The sequence below is a fragment of the Bacillus sp. LM 4-2 genome, assembly GCF_000978495.1.
Taxonomy (GTDB): Bacteria; Bacillota; Bacilli; order Bacillales; family Bacillaceae; genus Bacillus; species Bacillus subtilis.
This window is the reverse complement of record NZ_CP011101.1, coordinates 2,773,799-2,791,966: the sequence shown is the minus strand read 5'-3', so window position 1 is coordinate 2,791,966 and position 18,168 is coordinate 2,773,799. Positions and strand designations below refer to the sequence as shown.

Here is an 18,168-nt window from a genome sequence, read left to right as displayed (position 1 = left end):
CACAAAAGCCCAAAACAATATCTGTTTTGGGCTTTCTCATGATGTTTTGTGCCCGGCTGCTTCCAATAGCAAATCAGCCAGGTGAACGGCTCTGACTTTACCGCTTAGTCCTTCGCGTTCAATGCCGAGCTTCATTTGCAGCAGGCAGCCGGGATTTGCTGTTACAATGAGGATCGCTTCGGTTGCTTTGACGGCAGCCATTTTACTGTCCAGTATTCTCATAGACATTTCAGCTTCGACGATGTTGTAAATTCCCGCTGATCCGCAGCAGCTGTCTGCTTTCTCCATTTCTTTGAATTCCGCCCCTTTGATGCTTTTAAGAAGCTGGCGGGGCGCAAGCGACGTATGCATTACATTTCTTAGGTGGCATGAATCTTGGTAGGTAACGACCTGAGGCGTCTCGAGCGCTAAGTCCATTTGATGGAAATCGAGTTCAACCAAAACAGAAGAAAAATCCTTCAGCTTTTGAACAAAAGCGGCGGCCCGCTCCGACCATTCCGGGTCATCCTTCAGCAAATGATCATATTCGGTCAGAAAGGCTCCGCATCCTCCTGCGTTTGTAATGACTGCATCCACGTCTAATGCTTCGAAAGCAGCGATATTTTGTTTCGCGAGCTCTTTCCCTGTGTTTTTTTCACCGCTGTGTCCATGCAGCGCCCCGCAGCAAGCCTGTTCAGGCGGAATGACAATGTCGCAGCCTGCCAGCTGTAAAAGCTTCAATGTGGCATTGTTAGTCGGTAAAAACATCGTATCCATTAAGCAGCCCGAAAAAAAGGCGACCCGTTTTTTCATGGGGCCAATTGACGGCAGGAAACGCGGCCGATGTTTCATGTCTTTGCTTTTTGGAACATCAGGAAGAACAGCTTCCATCGTTCGCAAATGCTCAGGCAGGACGCGAAGCATACCGGTTTTACGCACAGCGGTTTGCAGCCCTGACCGCTGATACAAACCGATAAGGCTTACAGCTGAGCGCATGCGGTTTTGATGCGGAAACAGCTCGTGAAAAGCCGCCTTTCGCATGACACGTGCGCCGAGCGAGTGTTTTTTGTTTTGGTGGATAATATCTCTGGCTTCCTCAAGCAGCTGTCCGTATTTCACGCCTGACGGGCATACAGGTTCACAGGCGCGGCAGCCGAGGCAAAGTGACAGCGACCGTTCGACATCTTCATCCGGTTCAATCATACCGTCGGCTACGGCTTTCATTAAGGCGATACGCCCGCGCGGAGAGTGTGTTTCCTGAAATCCCGATTCGATATAGGTCGGACAGGAAGGAAGACAGAAGCCGCAGCGCATACAATTTAATAACTCGCCTTCATCCATACGCTCTTTAAATTCATTTTGGATCTGTTTCATTTCTTTTTCTGTTGTCATCTTTCCGCCACCACACGTTTTCTGGCATCTTTCGCAAACACTTTGCCCGGATTTAATATGTTCCGGGGGTCAAATGCCGCTTTCAACGCTTTCATCGCATCAATGCCTTCTTTTTTCAGCTTCATTTCCAAGTAAGGCGCTTTCATTTCCCCGACTCCGTGCTCTCCGGTTATCGTCCCGCCAAGTTCAATCGCTTTCTCAAAAATCTCGGCAAAAGCCTGTTCGACACGTTCCATTTCATCCTCATTTCTTATGTCTGTCGTGCATGTCGGGTGAAGGTTCCCGTCTCCCGCATGGCCAAAGGTGCAGATGGAAATATCATATTTAGCAGCAATATCATTAATCGCTTTAACCATATTGGCTATTTCTGAGCGAGGAACGGTCGCATCCTCTAAAATCGTCGTCGGTTTGAGGCGGGCTAGGGCAGAAAGTGCAGAACGCCGGGCTTCAGTCAGGGCAAACGCTTCCTCCTCTGTTTGTGCGGTCTGAACGGAAACGGCGTCGCCTTTTTTGCAAATCGCCTCAATCTTTTCCATATCCCGTGCCACGATTTCAAGCGGTCCGTCTTGCTCAATTAATAAAACCGCCTTTGCGTTTGTCGGCAGTCCGATTTTGGCATAATCCTCAATCACCAAAAGTGTAGGCTGGTCGAGAAATTCAAGCGTGGCGGGTATGATTTTTGCGGCAATGATGTCCGATACCGTTTGAGCAGCGGCATCGATGTTTTCATAAAGGGCAAGCAGCGTCTTCTTTGTTTCCGGCTTTGGAACGAGTTTGACGATTGCCTCTGTCACAATGCCGAGTGTTCCTTCTGAGCCGACAAAAAGACGTGTGAGGTCGTATCCGGCCACATCCTTTGCGAGTTTTCCGCCGGTGCGGATGATGTCACCATTTGCGAGAACAACCTCCAGTCCAATAACATAGTCGCGGGTGACGCCGTATTTTAATCCGCGGAGCCCGCCGGAATTTTCATTGATGTTTCCGCCCATGGTTGATATTTTCATAGAACTCGGGTCAGGCGGATAAAACAAGCCTTTGCTTTCAACCGCGCGGATCATATCCAGCGTAATGACGCCCGGCTGAACTGTGGCAGTTAAATTTTCTTCATCAATTTCAAGAATCTGGTTCATGTGCTTAAAGAGAAGCACAAGTCCGCCTTCAGTCGGGCACGTGCCGCCGCACAGGTTTGTCCCTGATCCTCTTGGAACGATCGGCACTCGATGTTCGCTGCAAATTGTTAAAATGCGTGATATTTCATCAGTATTCCTCGGAGCAATCACGGCATCAGGCATAGACTGATACTGAGGCGTCGCATCATATGAATAGACGAGACGGCCGGCATTCGAGTCATCAAAGTTTTCTGGTCCGGAGACCTGAATCAGCTGCTCCTTTACATCCTTGGTGATCATTTCACCCATCCCCCTGTCAAAAAACGCTTTCAATCTATTGTAAAAGAAAAAAAGCAAAGCCTTCCATGGAGAAACATACAAAAAATGAAACTGAAACTCTCTCTATTTTGTATCTTGATCTAAAAAATAGAGTGCGACGTACATCGTGACGACGTCCTCGGTACGGTCAAAACGTAATCCCGTCAGCTGTTCAGCCTTAGCCAGACGATAACGCAATGTATTGATGTGTATATGCATGTCTTCAGCGGTTTGTTTCAAAGACAAATCGTGATGAAAGAAAGTCCGTATCGTATTCATAAGTTCCTGATGCTCTAGCGCCTTTCCTAATACTCTTTGCGGAAATTCGTTTCGGGTTCCCGGGCTGATCTCCGTCAGACACATATCAAGCTTCAGATCCTCTTCAAATATGGGCGTTTTTCGCTTAAGGCTGACAGCCAGCGCTTTTTCCGCTTGCTCGTATGAATCTGTCAGGCTGGAGCTTGCGACAGCCCTTCCGGCGCCAGCTGCTGTATATTGGCTGCTTGCGGTATTGGCAAACGAACAAATGTGAAGGATTTTCCGTAAAAGCCGATCCCTTTGTTCATGCTGCGGCACTTCATGATTAATCAAAATCCGTTCATTTCCCCACCTGATGAACAAATCCGCAGGGTACGATGATTTCCAGATGCGTGCCATTTTTTCAATATCATGACGTGACCACTCATACCCCTGAATAAGAATCATTTGGCGCCGGGAGGAAAGGTCAACACCAAGAAGCTGAGCTTTCTCAAGAAAACTGGGAGACCACTCCTTTAGTTGCAGCCAATCGATCATAAAGGACTCCAGCATTCTCTCACGCCACTGGGATTGCTCTAAGTGCCGCGATTCCTTAATGAACAGCTCTGTCATTTTTCGAAGCAGTTCTCCGAATGGCTGAATCTCTGCAGGCTCACCTGTCAGCCCGAAGACGGCGATCACATCATGGTCAAAAAATACAGGGAGGTTTATGCCTGCTTTCACTCCTTTTAACCTTGTTTCATCTTCTTTTGTAATAATCACGCTGCGTCTTTCTTTTGCGCAGATAAGCGCTCCCTCATGAAATTGTCCGACACGCTCATCGTTTGTGCCTGCCATAATAAGACCGTCCGTGTTTACAATAATGACTTCACGTTCGTACATTTTTTTAACTTCAGCAATAATTTTTTTCGCTAATAACGGCTGTAAAAACATGGCGTTCCCCCTCATCATGTTTTTATAATATAAGAAAAAAACCGGGCGCTGTCACCCGGTTTCATGTCTTATTCGGCGGGTTTTAATCCGCCTTCAAGCGTTTTCAGCATTTCGTTTTTCTCACTTTCGGATGCGTGCTGCCAAATGACTTCGAATAAAACGCCGAGCCCTGGAAGCATTTTTTCTTCACCGCTTTGAATCGCATCTACGATTGTATGCTCAAGCTGCTCCTGATTATTGCCGGTGACATTGGAGATGACGGCATGACGTAAATTAAGATCCATGTAAAACGCTCCTTTTTCTAAAATGTAATACGTATATTCTAACCCTGCACCTGGTTTATTATGTGCTGTTCTTGCGATATAATAACATCATGTTAAAAAAAGGAGCGCCACATAGACAGTGAAACAAATAGAATCGGCAAAAAATCAAAAAGTGAAGGATTGGAAAAAGCTTCACACAAAAAAAGAACGAACAAAAACAAATACATTTCTGATAGAGGGAGAACACCTCGTTGAAGAGGCGTTGAAAAGCCCGGGCATTGTGAAAGAAATCCTTGTAAAGGATGAAACGAAGATTCCTTCAGATCTTGAGACTGGTATCCAGTGCTATATGCTGAGTGAAGATGCGTTTTCAGCTGTGACTGAAACCGAAACGCCGCAGCAGATTGCCGCTGTGTGCCATATGCCTGAAGAAAAGCTGGCAACGGCACGCAAGGTGCTGCTGATTGACGCTGTTCAAGATCCGGGAAACCTTGGCACAATGATTCGAACGGCTGATGCGGCCGGTTTGGATGCGGTTGTACTCGGTGACGGCACGGCGGACGCCTTTAACGGAAAAACACTGCGATCTGCTCAAGGATCTCACTTCCATATTCCTGTTGTGAGAAGAAACCTGCCTTCATATGTGGACGAATTGAAGGCAGAGGGCGTAAAAGTATACGGCACGGCGCTGCAAAACGGAGCGCCTTACCAAGAGATTCCTCAGTCTGAATCCTTTGCGCTCATTGTAGGAAATGAAGGTGCAGGGGTGGATGCTGCATTGCTGGAAAAAACGGATTTGAACCTGTACGTGCCGCTTTACGGACAGGCTGAATCACTAAACGTTGCGGTTGCGGCTGCCATCCTCGTGTATCACTTGCGAGGATAGTGTTGCGCCAAGCGTTGGATTTCACTATAATAGAACATAATATTTCAAAAACCGTGACAGAGGACCTCAATTTCTGATCAACTGTTTTCCAGGGAGAAAATGCCGCTGACTGAGAGCATTTTTAATGCAGCCGGAAATTGGCTTCACCTCTTGAGTTGTCGCCGGGACCGCGTACACTGCGCGTAAAGGTGAACCGGAATCTGATTCCGTTATGTCAATGAAGCTGACGACAGCATCAGTCTGTCTGAAATAAGGGTGGTACCGCGGCCACAACTCGTCCCTTGTACAAGGGACGGGTTTTTTTTATTTTCCAAAGACATATGAACGGTTTGTTTACATAAAAGGAGGATGCAAAATGGAAGAAAAGCTAAAACAGCTGGAACAAGAAGCTTTAGAACAAGTAGAAGCGGCAAGCTCATTGAAGGTTGTCAATGATATTCGGGTGCAATATCTCGGAAAAAAAGGGCCGATTACAGAAGTGCTGCGCGGAATGGGCAAGCTTTCTGCTGAGGAACGTCCAAAAATGGGGGCGCTCGCGAACGAAGTAAGGGAGCGTATTGCCAATGCGATTGCTGACAAAAACGAGAAGCTTGAAGAAGAGGAAATGAAACAGAAGCTTGCAGGACAGACAATTGACGTCACGCTGCCGGGGAACTCTGTTGCAGTCGGCGGCCGCCATCCGCTCACTGTTGTCATTGAAGAAATTGAAGATTTATTTATCGGGATGGGCTACACAGTCGAGGAAGGGCCAGAGGTTGAAACGGATTACTACAACTTCGAATCGCTCAATCTTCCGAAAGAACACCCTGCGCGCGATATGCAGGACAGCTTTTACATCACAGAGGAAACTTTGATGAGAACGCAAACTTCTCCTGTCCAAACACGGACGATGGAAAAGCATGAAGGCAAAGGTCCCGTTAAAATCATTTGCCCGGGTAAAGTATATCGCCGTGATAACGATGATGCGACGCACTCTCACCAATTTATGCAAATTGAAGGGCTTGTCGTTGACAAAAACATCAGCATGAGTGATTTAAAAGGAACGCTTGAACTCGTTGCGAAAAAAATGTTCGGGCAAGACCGCGAAATCAGACTCCGCCCAAGCTTCTTCCCGTTTACTGAGCCTTCAGTAGAAGTGGATGTGACATGCTTTAAATGTGGTGGGAACGGCTGCTCAGTATGTAAAGGAACAGGCTGGATTGAAATCCTCGGCGCCGGCATGGTTCACCCGAACGTGCTTAAAATGGCTGGCTTTGATCCGAAGGAATATCAGGGCTTCGCATTCGGAATGGGTGTTGAGCGCATCGCGATGCTGAAATACGGCATTGATGATATCCGCCACTTCTATACAAACGATGTCAGATTTATTTCGCAGTTTAAACAGGCGTAAGAGGAGGATGCAAGGATGTTTGTTTCTTATAAATGGTTAGAGGATTATGTTGATTTAAAAGGCATGGACCCGGCTGTTCTTGCTGAAAAAATTACAAGAGCCGGTATTGAGGTTGAAGGAATTGAATACAAAGGAGAAGGCATCAAAGGCGTTGTCATCGGCCATGTGCTGGAGCGCGAGCAGCACCCGAATGCTGATAAGCTGAATAAGTGCCTTGTGGATATCGGAGCTGAAGCCCCTGTACAAATCATTTGCGGTGCGCCGAATGTGGATAAGGGACAAAAAGTCGCAGTTGCAACAGTCGGAGCGGTGCTGCCGGGCAATTTCAAAATCAAAAAAGCTAAGCTTCGCGGTGAAGAATCAAACGGCATGATCTGTTCCTTACAGGAGCTTGGTATTGAAAGCAAACTTGTGGCGAAGGAGTATGCAGAAGGCATTTTCGTATTCCCGAATGACGCTGAAACAGGAAGCGATGCCTTAGCGGCTTTACAGCTTGACGATGCGATTCTTGAGCTGGGTTTAACGCCAAACCGCGCGGATGCCATGAACATGCTTGGTGTTGCTTACGAGGTTGCGGCGATTTTAGACACTGAGGTAAAGCTTCCGCAAACGGATTACCCGGCTGCTTCAGAACAAGCGTCTGATTACATTTCAGTCAAAATTGAAGATCAAGAAGCGAACCCGCTGTACACTGCAAAAATCATTAAAAATGTCACGATTGCTCCGTCACCGCTTTGGATGCAGACAAAGCTGATGAATGCAGGCATTCGTCCGCACAACAACGTCGTTGACATCACAAATTTTGTCCTGTTGGAATACGGACAGCCGCTTCATGCGTTTGATTATGACAGATTTGGCTCTAAGGAAGTCGTAGTAAGAAAAGCAGCTGAGAATGAAATGATCGTAACACTTGATGATCAAGAACGTAAGCTGTCTGCCGATCACCTTGTCATTACAAACGGAACGAAAGCGCAGGCCGTTGCCGGTGTCATGGGAGGAGCAGAGTCAGAGGTTCAGGAAGATACGAAAACGATTTTGCTTGAGGCTGCGTATTTCAACGGGCAGACGGTTCGCAAGGCTTCCAAAGATCTTGGTTTGAGAAGTGAATCAAGCGTAAGATTTGAAAAAGGAATTGATCCGGCGCGCGTACGTCTTGCAGCAGAACGGGCTGCGCAGCTGATCCATCTGTATGCCGGCGGTGAGGTGCTTGCAGGAACAGTTGAGGAAGATCACCTGACAATCGAAGCAAATAACATTCACGTATCTGCTGACAAAGTGAGCAGCGTTCTAGGCCTGACGATCAGTAAAGAAGAACTGATCAGCATTTATAAACGTCTCGGTTTTACGGTCGGTGAAGCGGGTGAACTTCTCGTTGTGACCGTCCCATCACGCCGCGGTGACATTACAATAGAAGAGGATTTAATCGAAGAAGCGGCAAGACTGTACGGCTACGATAACATTCCGTCTACGCTTCCTGAGACAGCGGGAACTACAGGCGGATTAACGCCATACCAGGCAAAACGCCGTAAAGTCAGACGCTTCCTTGAAGGCGCAGGCTTATCACAAGCCATCACTTACTCATTGACAAACGAGAAGAAAGCGGCAGCGTTTGCGATTGAAAAATCACTGAATACTGTGCTTGCGCTTCCAATGAGTGAAGAAAGAAGCATTCTCAGACACAGTCTTGTTCCGAATCTGCTTGATTCTGTTTCTTACAACCTTGCGAGGCAGACTGACTCAGTTGCACTGTACGAAGTTGGCTCCGTTTTCCTGACGAAGGAAGAGGACACAAAACCTGTTGAAACTGAACGCGTAGCAGGAGCTGTTACCGGATTATGGCGCAAGCAGCTATGGCAGGGTGAAAAGAAACCAGTTGATTTCTTTGTTGTCAAAGGAATTGTGGAAGGGCTGTTAGACAAACTCAACGTTCTAGACAGCATTGAATTTGTACAGTCTGAACGCAAACAGCTGCATCCGGGCAGAACAGCGAACATTTTATTGAATGGTTCTCTGATCGGCTTCATCGGCCAAGTCCACCCTTCATTGGAAAAAGAACTGGATATAAAGGAAACATACGTATTTGAGCTCGATCTTCATGCGTTGCTCGCAGCAGAAACAGCACCGCTTGTTTACACGGCGATTCCAAAATATCCGTCTGTGACACGTGATATCGCTCTTGTAACAGATAAAACCGTCACGAGCGGCCAGCTCGAGAGCGTCATCAAAGAGGCTGGCGGCAAGCTTCTGAAAGAGGTAACCGTCTTTGACGTATACGAAGGCGAACATATGGAGGAAGGCAAGAAGTCAGTCGCTTTCTCACTCCAGTATGTCAATCCTGAACAAACACTGACTGAAGAAGAAGTGACAAAGGCGCACAGCAAAGTGCTGAAAGCGTTGGAAGACACATATCAAGCTGTTTTAAGAGGCTGATAAAAAAGCTTGCAGAGAAATGCAAGCTCAGCGTGTCGGCAAACCCCCGCATTCGTTGTCAGGTCTGCGCGTTGGTGCTCACGAATTAGAACATTCGCTGTGCTCCAATGCTCGCCTTTCCTAGACTTCAAGGGTTTTCAATCACGCTGAAAAGATGAAAAAAGCTTGCAGAGAAATCTGCAAGCTTTTTTCTATGAACGTTTTTTATCAGCAAGGCGCTGCGCTTTTTGCGTATTGGCGAAATGGAGTTTTGTAAAGGTTCTGAGTGCAGATGCCCCTTTTTTGAGGATTAGCTTGGCGGCCGCTTCATCGACGTGCGGACCGGCGCCTTTTGGAAGCGTCATTCCTGCCGCGCGTGATAGTTTATCCATTTCCATTAAAAACGAATATCTTGCAATGATTGAAGCAGCGGCGACAGCCAGGTGAATGCCTTCAGCTTTTGTGCTAAAATAGGTCCGCTCCTTCACAATGTCTCTGCCCTTTAAATGATTGAAGTAGACGCCTGGCTCAGCGAATTGGTCAATCAAAATGGCTTCAGGCTTTACTCCATCCAATTTTCTTAATAAATGTGTGATCGCCTGATTGTGCAGCAAAGCTTTCATTTTCCCTTGGCTCATGCCTTTTTCCTGCATGCTGTTATACTTTTCATTTTTTAAAACCAGGAGGCTATATGGAATAGTTTTGATCAGGTTTCGGGCAATCTCGATGATTTGCGGATCTTTTAAATCTTTAGAATCCTTAACACCGAGTTCCTTCATTAAAGGAAGCATGGTTTTGTCGACGTACGCGCATACAACCGTCATTGGGCCAAAGTAATCTCCGGTTCCGACTTCGTCAGAACCGATAACAGACATTCCGGCGATATCTGCCGGAGGGGCATAGCGGGGATCAGCCGGCTTTTTGGCCGTTTTCTTCTTTTCCTGAGGCTCTGCTGTTCCCCAGCGCGCGGATTCTGCCGCAGCGTTTTTTCCTTGAAACAAGACCTTACCTGATTGATATGCTGTAATGGTACAGCCGGGCGGTTTTGCCTGAAAAACGGCTCCCTGCGGAACAGAGGCTGTAAGTGAACCGCTGTACGTCATTTTCATTTGGTCAATAGCAGACAACGATACTTTTATCACTGAATGGGACACGTAATAATCTCCTTTTTTTACACTTTTCGCTGTATATACCAGTGTATCATAACAGCGGGAGGCTCGTCTTTCCATTCATTTAATAAACGTGTTATGATAAGAACTAGGATTCTCGCGGAATGGAGGAGAAACGTTGTCTGACGGCAAAAAAACAAAAACAACCGTTGACATTTACGGCCAGCACTTCACGATTGTCGGTGAAGAAAGCAGAGCCCATATGAGGTATGTCGCCGGAATTGTTGATGATAAAATGAGAGAAATCAATGAAAAAAATCCATACCTTGATATAAATAAACTTGCAGTGCTGACAGCGGTAAATGTGGTGCACGATTATGTCAAATTACAAGAGAAATGTGAAAAACTGGAGCGTCAGCTTAAAGAAAAGGATTGAACAACTATGCTAGATATCATCATCTTAATCTTGCTCCTGATGGGGACTTTACTGGGGTTAAAACGCGGTTTTATCCTGCAGTTTATCCGCTTGACGAGCTTTATTTTATCAATTGCCTTTGCGGCTTTATTCTATAAAAACGTGGCACCGCATTTACATTGGATTCCCGCACCCGATTTTTCAGCGGGACAGCCGGCTCTTTCTTTTTTTACGGGGAATTTGGAAGCAGCGTACTATAATGCGATTGCGTTTATCGTTTTATTTATCATTGCTAAAATCTTACTGAGAATCATCGGCTCGTTCCTGAGTATTGTAGCCGGCATTCCGGTGATTAAACAAATCAACCAGATGCTGGGAGCCGTTCTCGGTTTTCTAGAAGTCTATTTATTTACATTTGTGCTGCTGTATGTCGCATCCGTTCTGCCGGTAGACGCGTTGCAGCAAATGATGGGGCAATCGTCTCTCGCAAATGTGATCATTAACCATACACCGTACTTGTCAGGGCTTTTACAAGAGCTGTGGACACAGTACGGGGCATAAAAAAACTTCTCTTGTCCGGAGAAGTTTTTTTCAAGTATGATGGAAACATATGTGAACGTCTGGGGGTTATGATATGCATAAAAAAGATATTATCCGGCTGCTTGAAACCATTGCAGTCTATATGGAACTCAAAGGGGACAACCCGTTTAAAGTATCCGCCTTCCGAAAAGCGGCGGCAGCTCTGGAACAGGACGACCGAAGCTTATCAGAAATGGACGATATGATGTCGCTGTCCGGCATTGGAAAAGGAACGTACAGCGTCATTAAAGAGTATATAGATGAAGGAAAGTCAAGCACGCTCGAATCGCTTCAGAAAGAAGTGCCGGAAGGACTCGTGCCTTTATTGAAGCTGCCGGGGCTCGGCGGCAAAAAAATCGCAAAGCTGTATAAAGAGCTCGGCGTACACGATGCAGAATCTCTGAAGGAAGCCTGTGAGCAGCAAAAGGTCCAGGGTCTTGCGGGCTTCGGCAAAAAATCGGAAGAAAAAATATTACAGGCGCTCGGGGAAGCCGGAAAACAGCCTGAACGGTTCCCGATCGGCTACGCCCTCCGGATCGCGCGGGAAATTGAGGAGCATCTTTCTCAATTTACGCATATCATCAAATTTTCTCGTGCCGGAAGTCTCCGCAGAGCGCGGGAAACGGTGAAGGATCTGGATTATATCATTGCTACAGATCATCCGGCTGAAGTAAGAGAGCAGCTTCTTGAGCTGCCAAACATCAAAAGCGTGATCGCAAGCGGAGATACGAAGGTGTCCGTCATCCTTTCCTTTGAATATGAAACAAGCGTCGATTTCCGTCTTGTGACGGAAGAGCAGTTTCCGACAACACTCCATCATTTTACGGGATCAAAGGATCACAATATTAAGATGCGCCAAATCGCCAAAGAACGCGGCGAGCGGATCAGTGAATACGGCGTTGAGACAGTTGAAACCGGAGAGATCAAAACATTTCCGAGTGAACGTGAATTTTATGCGCACTTCGGCCTGCCGCTGATTCCGCCGGAAATTCGTGAAAGCGGACAGGAAGTGGAAACCTACAGCGACAGCATTGAACTGATAGAGCTCGGGCAAATCAAAGGTGATCTCCACATGCACTCAACGTGGAGCGATGGCGCATTTTCGATCAGAGAGATGGCTGAAGCCTGCATCAAAAAAGGCTATCAATACATGGCGATCACCGATCACTCACAATATTTAAAGGTCGCCAACGGGCTTACTGCAGAAAGACTTAAGCAGCAGGCAAAAGAAATTGACGCGCTGAATGCAGAGTTTGAAAACTTCCGTATTTTGAAAGGCGTTGAGATGGATATCCTGCCTGACGGTACGCTCGATTATGATGACGATGTGCTTGCGGAAATGGATATCGTTATTGCATCGATTCATTCCAGTTTTAATCAGCCGGAACACGTGATTATGAAACGGCTTGAGACGGCACTGACAAACAAGCATGTTGACATTATCGCACACCCGACCGGGCGCCTTATCGGCAGACGGGCCGGTTACGAAATCGATATTGATCAGCTGATTGAGCTTGCGAGGAAAACAAATACGGCGCTTGAACTCAATGCCAACCCTGCGCGCCTTGATCTGCGCACAGAGCATTTAATGAAAGCAAACGAACAAGGGGTTACATTGGTGATTAATACTGATGCCCATAATATTGAGATGTTAGACGATATGAAAACTGGCGTTACTGCCGCGCGCAAAGGATGGACGGAAACGAAAAACGTTCTGAATGCCCGGTCGCTTAAAGACGTAGAGGCATTTCTGAAGCGCAACGATTAAGTAAGGAGGCTCACACAATCGTGCAGCAAAAAGTATTATCAGCTCTTGAATTTCATAAAGTGAAAGAACAGGTTATTGGGCATGCCGCTTCATCGCTCGGAAAAGAAATGCTTCTCGAGCTTAAGCCTTCTGCTTCTATAGACGAAATCAAAAAACAGCTGGATGAAGTAGACGAAGCTTCTGACATTATCCGGCTGAGAGGCCAAGCGCCATTTGGCGGCCTTGTAGATATCAGAGGAGCGTTAAGACGGGCGGAAATCGGCAGCGTTCTCAGTCCTTCTGAATTCACTGAAATCTCAGGCCTGCTTTATGCAGTTAAACAAATGAAACATTTTATCACGCAAATGGCTGAAGACGGTGTCGACATTCCGCTGATCCATCAGCATGCTGAACAGCTTATCACGCTGTCCGATTTAGAGCGGGACATTAATTCCTGCATCGATGATCACGGAGAAGTGCTTGATCATGCATCGGAAACATTAAGAGGAATCCGCACACAGCTCAGAACACTCGAATCAAGAGTCAGAGACCGGTTAGAGTCGATGCTGCGTTCCTCTTCCGCATCGAAAATGCTGTCTGATACGATTGTTACGATTCGGAATGACCGCTTTGTGATCCCGGTCAAACAGGAGTACAGATCCAGCTATGGAGGAATTGTGCACGACACCTCATCCTCTGGTGCGACACTATTCATTGAACCGCAGGCAATTGTAGATATGAACAATTCCCTTCAGCAGGCGAAAGTGAAAGAAAAGCAAGAAATTGAACGGATTTTGCGTGTGCTGACAGAGAAAACGGCAGAGTATACAGAGGAGCTATTTCTAGATTTGCAAGTGCTGCAGACGCTTGACTTTATTTTTGCAAAAGCTAGATATGCAAAAGCGGTTAAAGCGACAAAACCGATTATGAACGACACCGGCTTTATCCGTTTGAAAAAAGCCCGCCATCCATTGCTTCCGCCTGATCAGGTTGTTGCCAATGACATCGAGCTTGGCCGCGATTTTTCAACCATTGTCATCACAGGGCCAAACACCGGGGGGAAAACAGTCACCCTTAAAACGTTAGGCCTGCTAACCTTAATGGCGCAATCAGGTCTTCATATCCCGGCAGATGAAGGGTCAGAAGCGGCAGTATTTGAGCACGTATTCGCTGATATCGGTGATGAACAGTCGATTGAGCAAAGTTTAAGTACGTTCTCATCCCATATGGTGAATATTGTCGGCATTTTAGAACAGGTCAATGAAAACAGCCTTGTGCTTTTCGATGAACTTGGTGCAGGGACAGATCCGCAGGAGGGGGCGGCCCTCGCCATGAGCATCTTGGATGACGTGCATCGCACCAATGCACGAGTGTTAGCTACGACGCATTATCCGGAATTGAAGGCGTACGGCTATAACAGAGAAGGCGTCATGAATGCCAGCGTTGAATTTGACATCGAAACGCTGTCACCGACCTATAAACTTTTAATTGGTGTGCCGGGTCGAAGCAATGCTTTCGAAATTTCAAAACGCCTCGGGCTCCCGGACCATATCATCGGGCAGGCGAAGTCAGAAATGACGGCCGAGCATAACGAAGTCGATACGATGATTGCGTCGCTGGAACAAAGCAAAAAACGTGCGGAAGAAGAGCTTTCTGAGACAGAATCAATCAGAAAAGAAGCGGAAAAACTGCATAAAGAGCTGCAGCAGCAAATCATCGAGCTTAACAGCAAAAAAGACAAAATGCTTGAAGAGGCAGAACAGCAGGCTGCTGAAAAAGTAAAAGCGGCAATGAAAGAAGCCGAGGACATTATTCATGAATTGCGCACCATAAAAGAAGAACACAAATCCTTCAAGGATCACGAGCTGATTAACGCGAAGAAACGGTTAGAAGGCGCTATGCCTGCTTTTGAAAAGTCCAAGAAACCGGAAAAGCCGAAAACGCAAAAACGCGACTTTAAGCCTGGCGACGAGGTGAAAGTCCTCACTTTCGGGCAAAAAGGAACATTGCTCGAAAAAACAGGCGGCAATGAATGGAACGTTCAAATCGGTATTTTAAAGATGAAAGTAAAAGAAAAAGATCTGGAGTTTATCAAATCAGCTCCGGAGCCAAAAAAAGAAAAAATGATTACAGCGGTCAAAGGAAAGGACTATCACGTATCGCTTGAACTTGATCTTCGCGGCGAACGCTATGAAAATGCCCTCAGCCGGGTTGAAAAATACTTGGATGATGCGGTGTTAGCCGGATATCCAAGAGTGTCAATCATCCACGGAAAAGGAACCGGCGCTTTAAGAAAAGGCGTACAGGATCTTCTGAAAAACCACCGCAGCGTCAAAAGTTCCCGTTTCGGTGAAGCAGGTGAGGGAGGATCAGGCGTTACGGTTGTTGAACTAAAATAAAAGGGAGTATGGCCATGAGTGATTTTTGGGAAAACGAGCTTGTGGAAATCGCGGCATATTACAGTGTCGCGGTTCTCTGCCTCGTCCTCTTTTTGACTGTGTTTGAGCTGGTGACGGCTTATAAAAACTGGGAAGAGATTCAAAAAGGAAATCTTGCGGTGGCAATGGCGACCGGCGGAAAAATTTTGGGAATCGCAAACGTATTTCAGCATTCCATCTCCCAGCATAATTCGCTGCTGCAAATGATCGGCTGGGGCGTTTACGGGTTTGTTATGCTTCTGATCAGCTACTTTATTTTTGAGTTTTTGACTCCGCGGTTTAAAATTGATCAGGAAATCGAAAATGATAACCGGGCTGTCGGCTTTATTTCATTTGTCATTTCTGTCGGGCTTTCTTTTGTGGTGGCAGCCGGAATATAAGGGGACGGAGAATAGATGGAAAAGCTTGCGAAAATACTGCTCGCCGCAGCGGGAATCTTTTTGTTAATTGGTCTTATATATCTGTTCATATTATGAGAAAAAGAAAGATTTACCTTTCTTTTTCTTTTTTTTGCCGTCCATCTGCTATAATGATAAGGTGGATCTCTAAAATCGAAAGGGGAGGTTTTATGCAGTCTCAAAAGCCGTGGCTTGCCGAGTATCCCAACGATATCCCGCATGAGCTTCCGTTGCCGAATAAAACCCTGCAATCCATCCTGACAGACTCCGCCGCACGATTCCCTGATAAAACCGCAATATCGTTTTATGGAAAAAAACTCACCTTTCATGACATTCTGACGGATGCTCTTAAACTTGCAGCTTTTTTGCAGTGCAATGGCCTGCAAAAAGGAGACAGAGTGGCTGTTATGCTGCCCAATTGCCCGCAAACAGTGATTTCTTATTATGGCGTCTTGTTTGCCGGTGGCATCGTGGTGCAGACGAATCCGCTTTATACCGAGCATGAGCTTGAATACCAGCTTAGAGATGCTCAGGTAAGTGTAATCATCACCTTAGATTTGCTTTTCCCGAAGGCAATAAAAATGAAAACGTTATCAATAGTCGACCAGATTTTGATAACCAGTGTAAAAGACTATTTGCCTTTTCCGAAAAATATTCTTTACCCGCTGACGCAAAAACAAAAAGTGCATATCGACTTTGACAAAACAGCTAACATTCACACGTTCGCTTCCTGTATGAAGCAGGAAAAAACTGAACTCCTGACAATCCCGAAGATCGATCCTGAGCATGATATCGCTGTCCTCCAGTATACCGGAGGAACAACCGGAGCTCCAAAAGGGGTCATGCTCACGCACCAAAATATTTTGGCAAATACTGAAATGTGCGCCGCTTGGATGTATGACGTGAAAGAAGGCGCTGAAAAAGTGCTGGGCATCGTTCCATTTTTTCATGTCTACGGACTGACGGCAGTCATGAACTATTCGATTAAACTAGGCTTCGAAATGATTCTTCTTCCTAAGTTTGATCCGCTCGAAACACTTAAAATCATCGACAAACACAAACCGACGCTCTTTCCTGGCGCACCGACAATTTACATTGGCCTTTTGCATCACCCTGAATTGCAGCATTATGATCTGTCATCCATTAAAAGCTGTCTTAGCGGATCAGCCGCGCTCCCCGTGGAGGTAAAGCAGAAATTTGAAAAGGTGACTGGTGGAAAGCTTGTGGAAGGCTATGGTTTGTCTGAGGCATCCCCAGTGACGCACGCCAACTTTATCTGGGGAAAAAACAAGCCGGGCAGTATCGGCTGTCCTTGGCCGAGTACGGACGCTGCGATCTATTCTGAAGAGACGGGTGAGCTTGCCGCTCCGTATGAGCATGGAGAAATCATTGTAAAAGGTCCGCAAGTCATGAAAGGATACTGGAATAAACCAGAGGAAACCGCCGCAGTGCTGAGAGATGGCTGGCTGTTCACCGGGGACATGGGCTATATGGATGAAGAAGGCTTTTTCTATATTGCTGACAGGAAGAAGGATATCATCATTGCCGGCGGTTACAATATTTACCCGCGTGAGGTAGAAGAAGCGCTTTATGAACATGAAGCCATCCAGGAAATTGTTGTCGCAGGCGTTCCCGATTCCTACAGGGGAGAAACAGTAAAAGCATTTGTCGTATTAAAGAAAGGCGCAAAAGCCGATACAGAAGAACTGGACGCTTTTGCGAGATCACGTCTAGCTCCCTATAAGGTGCCCAAAGCCTATGAGTTCAGAAAGGAGCTGCCGAAAACGGCGGTGGGAAAAATTTTAAGAAGGCGTTTACTTGAAGAAGAAACCGAAAATCATCATATCAAATAAAAAAAGAGAACGCCTATGAATAAACTTGACAAACCTGAAAATCCTTCTTATCATGAAATTATGAATGAATAGTCATTCATTTCTATAGGAAGGAACGATGAACATTGAAGCAAAAACGGCCAAAGTATATGCAGATTATTGATGCAGCAGTAGAAGTCATTGCAGAAAACGGCTACCACCAGTCACAGGTATCCAAAATTGCCAAACAAGCCGGGGTAGCGGACGGCACCATCTATCTCTATTTTAAAAACAAAGAAGATATTTTAATTTCTCTTTTCAAAGAAAAAATGGGTCAATTTATTGAGCGGATGGAAGAGGACATTAAAGAAAAAGCAACAGCGAAAGAGAAATTGGCGCTTGTGATTTCAAAGCATTTTTCCCTTTTAGCGGGTGACCATAATCTCGCCATTGTCACGCAGCTTGAGCTCCGCCAATCCAACTTGGAGCTGCGCCAAAAAATCAACGAAATATTAAAAGGCTACTTAAATATTTTGGATGGCATTTTGACGGAAGGTATACAATCAGGCGAAATAAAAGAAGGCCTCGATGTCCGCCTCGCCCGGCAGATGATTTTTGGAACGATTGACGAAACTGTGACAACTTGGGTGATGAATGACCAAAAGTACGATCTCGTTGCGCTTTCAAACAGCGTTTTAGAATTATTGGTATCCGGAATTCACAATAAGTAAAGG

Annotated in this window: 16 protein-coding genes; 10 read left to right on the top strand and 6 right to left on the bottom strand. The window is 46.2% G+C overall.

Annotated features, from left to right (window positions below; all coding sequences use genetic code 11):
- Nucleotides 1-36 precede the first annotated feature (36 nt).
- The 4 genes from bslm_RS13905 to sspI form a co-directional block, all read right to left on the bottom strand.
- On the bottom strand, nucleotides 37-1,371 hold the full coding sequence (locus bslm_RS13905) for a (Fe-S)-binding protein (RefSeq protein WP_046381259.1): 1,335 nt from the start codon (nucleotides 1,369-1,371) through the stop codon (nucleotides 37-39).
- A complete protein-coding gene (glcD, locus tag bslm_RS13900) occupies nucleotides 1,368-2,780 on the bottom strand; it encodes a glycolate oxidase subunit GlcD (protein ID WP_046381258.1) in 1,413 nt (470 codons plus the stop codon). Before glcD ends, bslm_RS13905 begins: the two co-directional genes overlap by 4 nt.
- A gap of 102 nt (nucleotides 2,781-2,882) precedes the next feature.
- Nucleotides 2,883-3,989, bottom strand: coding sequence for a CdaR family transcriptional regulator (locus bslm_RS13895; protein ID WP_046381257.1), 1,107 nt, complete (start codon nucleotides 3,987-3,989; stop codon nucleotides 2,883-2,885).
- 68 nt (nucleotides 3,990-4,057) lie between these two features.
- Entirely contained in the window at nucleotides 4,058-4,273 is a 216-nt protein-coding gene (gene sspI, locus bslm_RS13890) for a small acid-soluble spore protein SspI (protein ID WP_021480275.1), read from the bottom strand.
- Between the two features lie 118 nt (nucleotides 4,274-4,391).
- Between sspI and bslm_RS13885 the strand changes: the two genes are divergently transcribed.
- Nucleotides 4,392-5,138, top strand: a complete 747-nt coding sequence (locus bslm_RS13885) for a TrmH family RNA methyltransferase (RefSeq protein ID WP_015714484.1) — start codon at nucleotides 4,392-4,394, stop codon at nucleotides 5,136-5,138.
- A gap of 66 nt (nucleotides 5,139-5,204) precedes the next feature.
- On the opposite strand, the gene bslm_RS13880 is transcribed toward bslm_RS13885, so the two are convergent.
- Nucleotides 5,205-5,411, bottom strand: a complete 207-nt coding sequence (locus bslm_RS13880) for a hypothetical protein (protein WP_015714483.1) — start codon at nucleotides 5,409-5,411, stop codon at nucleotides 5,205-5,207.
- A gap of 82 nt (nucleotides 5,412-5,493) precedes the next feature.
- Between bslm_RS13880 and pheS the strand changes: the two genes are divergently transcribed.
- Nucleotides 5,494-6,528, top strand: a complete 1,035-nt coding sequence (gene pheS, locus bslm_RS13875) for a phenylalanine--tRNA ligase subunit alpha (RefSeq protein ID WP_046381256.1) — start codon at nucleotides 5,494-5,496, stop codon at nucleotides 6,526-6,528.
- Between the two features lie 15 nt (nucleotides 6,529-6,543).
- Entirely contained in the window at nucleotides 6,544-8,958 is a 2,415-nt protein-coding gene (pheT, locus tag bslm_RS13870; protein WP_046381255.1) for a phenylalanine--tRNA ligase subunit beta, read from the top strand.
- Between the two features lie 191 nt (nucleotides 8,959-9,149).
- Here the strand turns inward: pheT and rnhC are convergent, their stop codons facing one another.
- On the bottom strand, nucleotides 9,150-10,091 hold the full coding sequence (gene rnhC / locus bslm_RS13865; protein ID WP_003245949.1) for a ribonuclease HIII: 942 nt from the start codon (nucleotides 10,089-10,091) through the stop codon (nucleotides 9,150-9,152).
- A gap of 133 nt (nucleotides 10,092-10,224) precedes the next feature.
- On the opposite strand from rnhC, the gene zapA reads away from it, so the two are divergent.
- The 7 genes from zapA (at nucleotide 10,225) to fadR (ending at nucleotide 18,165) form a co-directional block, all read left to right on the top strand.
- A complete protein-coding gene (gene zapA / locus bslm_RS13860) occupies nucleotides 10,225-10,482 on the top strand; it encodes a cell division protein ZapA (protein WP_003229534.1) in 258 nt (85 codons plus the stop codon).
- A 6-nt stretch (nucleotides 10,483-10,488) separates the two neighbouring features.
- A complete protein-coding gene (locus bslm_RS13855) occupies nucleotides 10,489-11,022 on the top strand; it encodes a CvpA family protein (protein ID WP_003229537.1) in 534 nt (177 codons plus the stop codon).
- Between the two features lie 73 nt (nucleotides 11,023-11,095).
- On the top strand, nucleotides 11,096-12,808 hold the full coding sequence (gene polX / locus bslm_RS13850) for a DNA polymerase/3'-5' exonuclease PolX (protein ID WP_003229538.1): 1,713 nt from the start codon (nucleotides 11,096-11,098) through the stop codon (nucleotides 12,806-12,808).
- 20 nt (nucleotides 12,809-12,828) lie between these two features.
- On the top strand, nucleotides 12,829-15,186 hold the full coding sequence (locus bslm_RS13845; RefSeq protein WP_003229541.1) for an endonuclease MutS2: 2,358 nt from the start codon (nucleotides 12,829-12,831) through the stop codon (nucleotides 15,184-15,186).
- Between the two features lie 14 nt (nucleotides 15,187-15,200).
- Nucleotides 15,201-15,605 (top strand): DUF350 domain-containing protein, encoded by a 405-nt coding sequence (locus bslm_RS13840; RefSeq protein WP_003237674.1) that lies wholly within the window; start codon nucleotides 15,201-15,203, stop codon nucleotides 15,603-15,605.
- Nucleotides 15,606-15,793: 188 nt separating this feature from the next.
- Entirely contained in the window at nucleotides 15,794-17,476 is a 1,683-nt protein-coding gene (gene lcfA, locus bslm_RS13835; RefSeq protein ID WP_004399166.1) for a long-chain-fatty-acid--CoA ligase LcfA, read from the top strand.
- Between the two features lie 104 nt (nucleotides 17,477-17,580).
- A complete protein-coding gene (gene fadR / locus bslm_RS13830) occupies nucleotides 17,581-18,165 on the top strand; it encodes a fatty acid metabolism transcriptional regulator FadR (protein ID WP_003229547.1) in 585 nt (194 codons plus the stop codon).
- The last annotated feature ends 3 nt before the right edge of the window (nucleotides 18,166-18,168 follow it).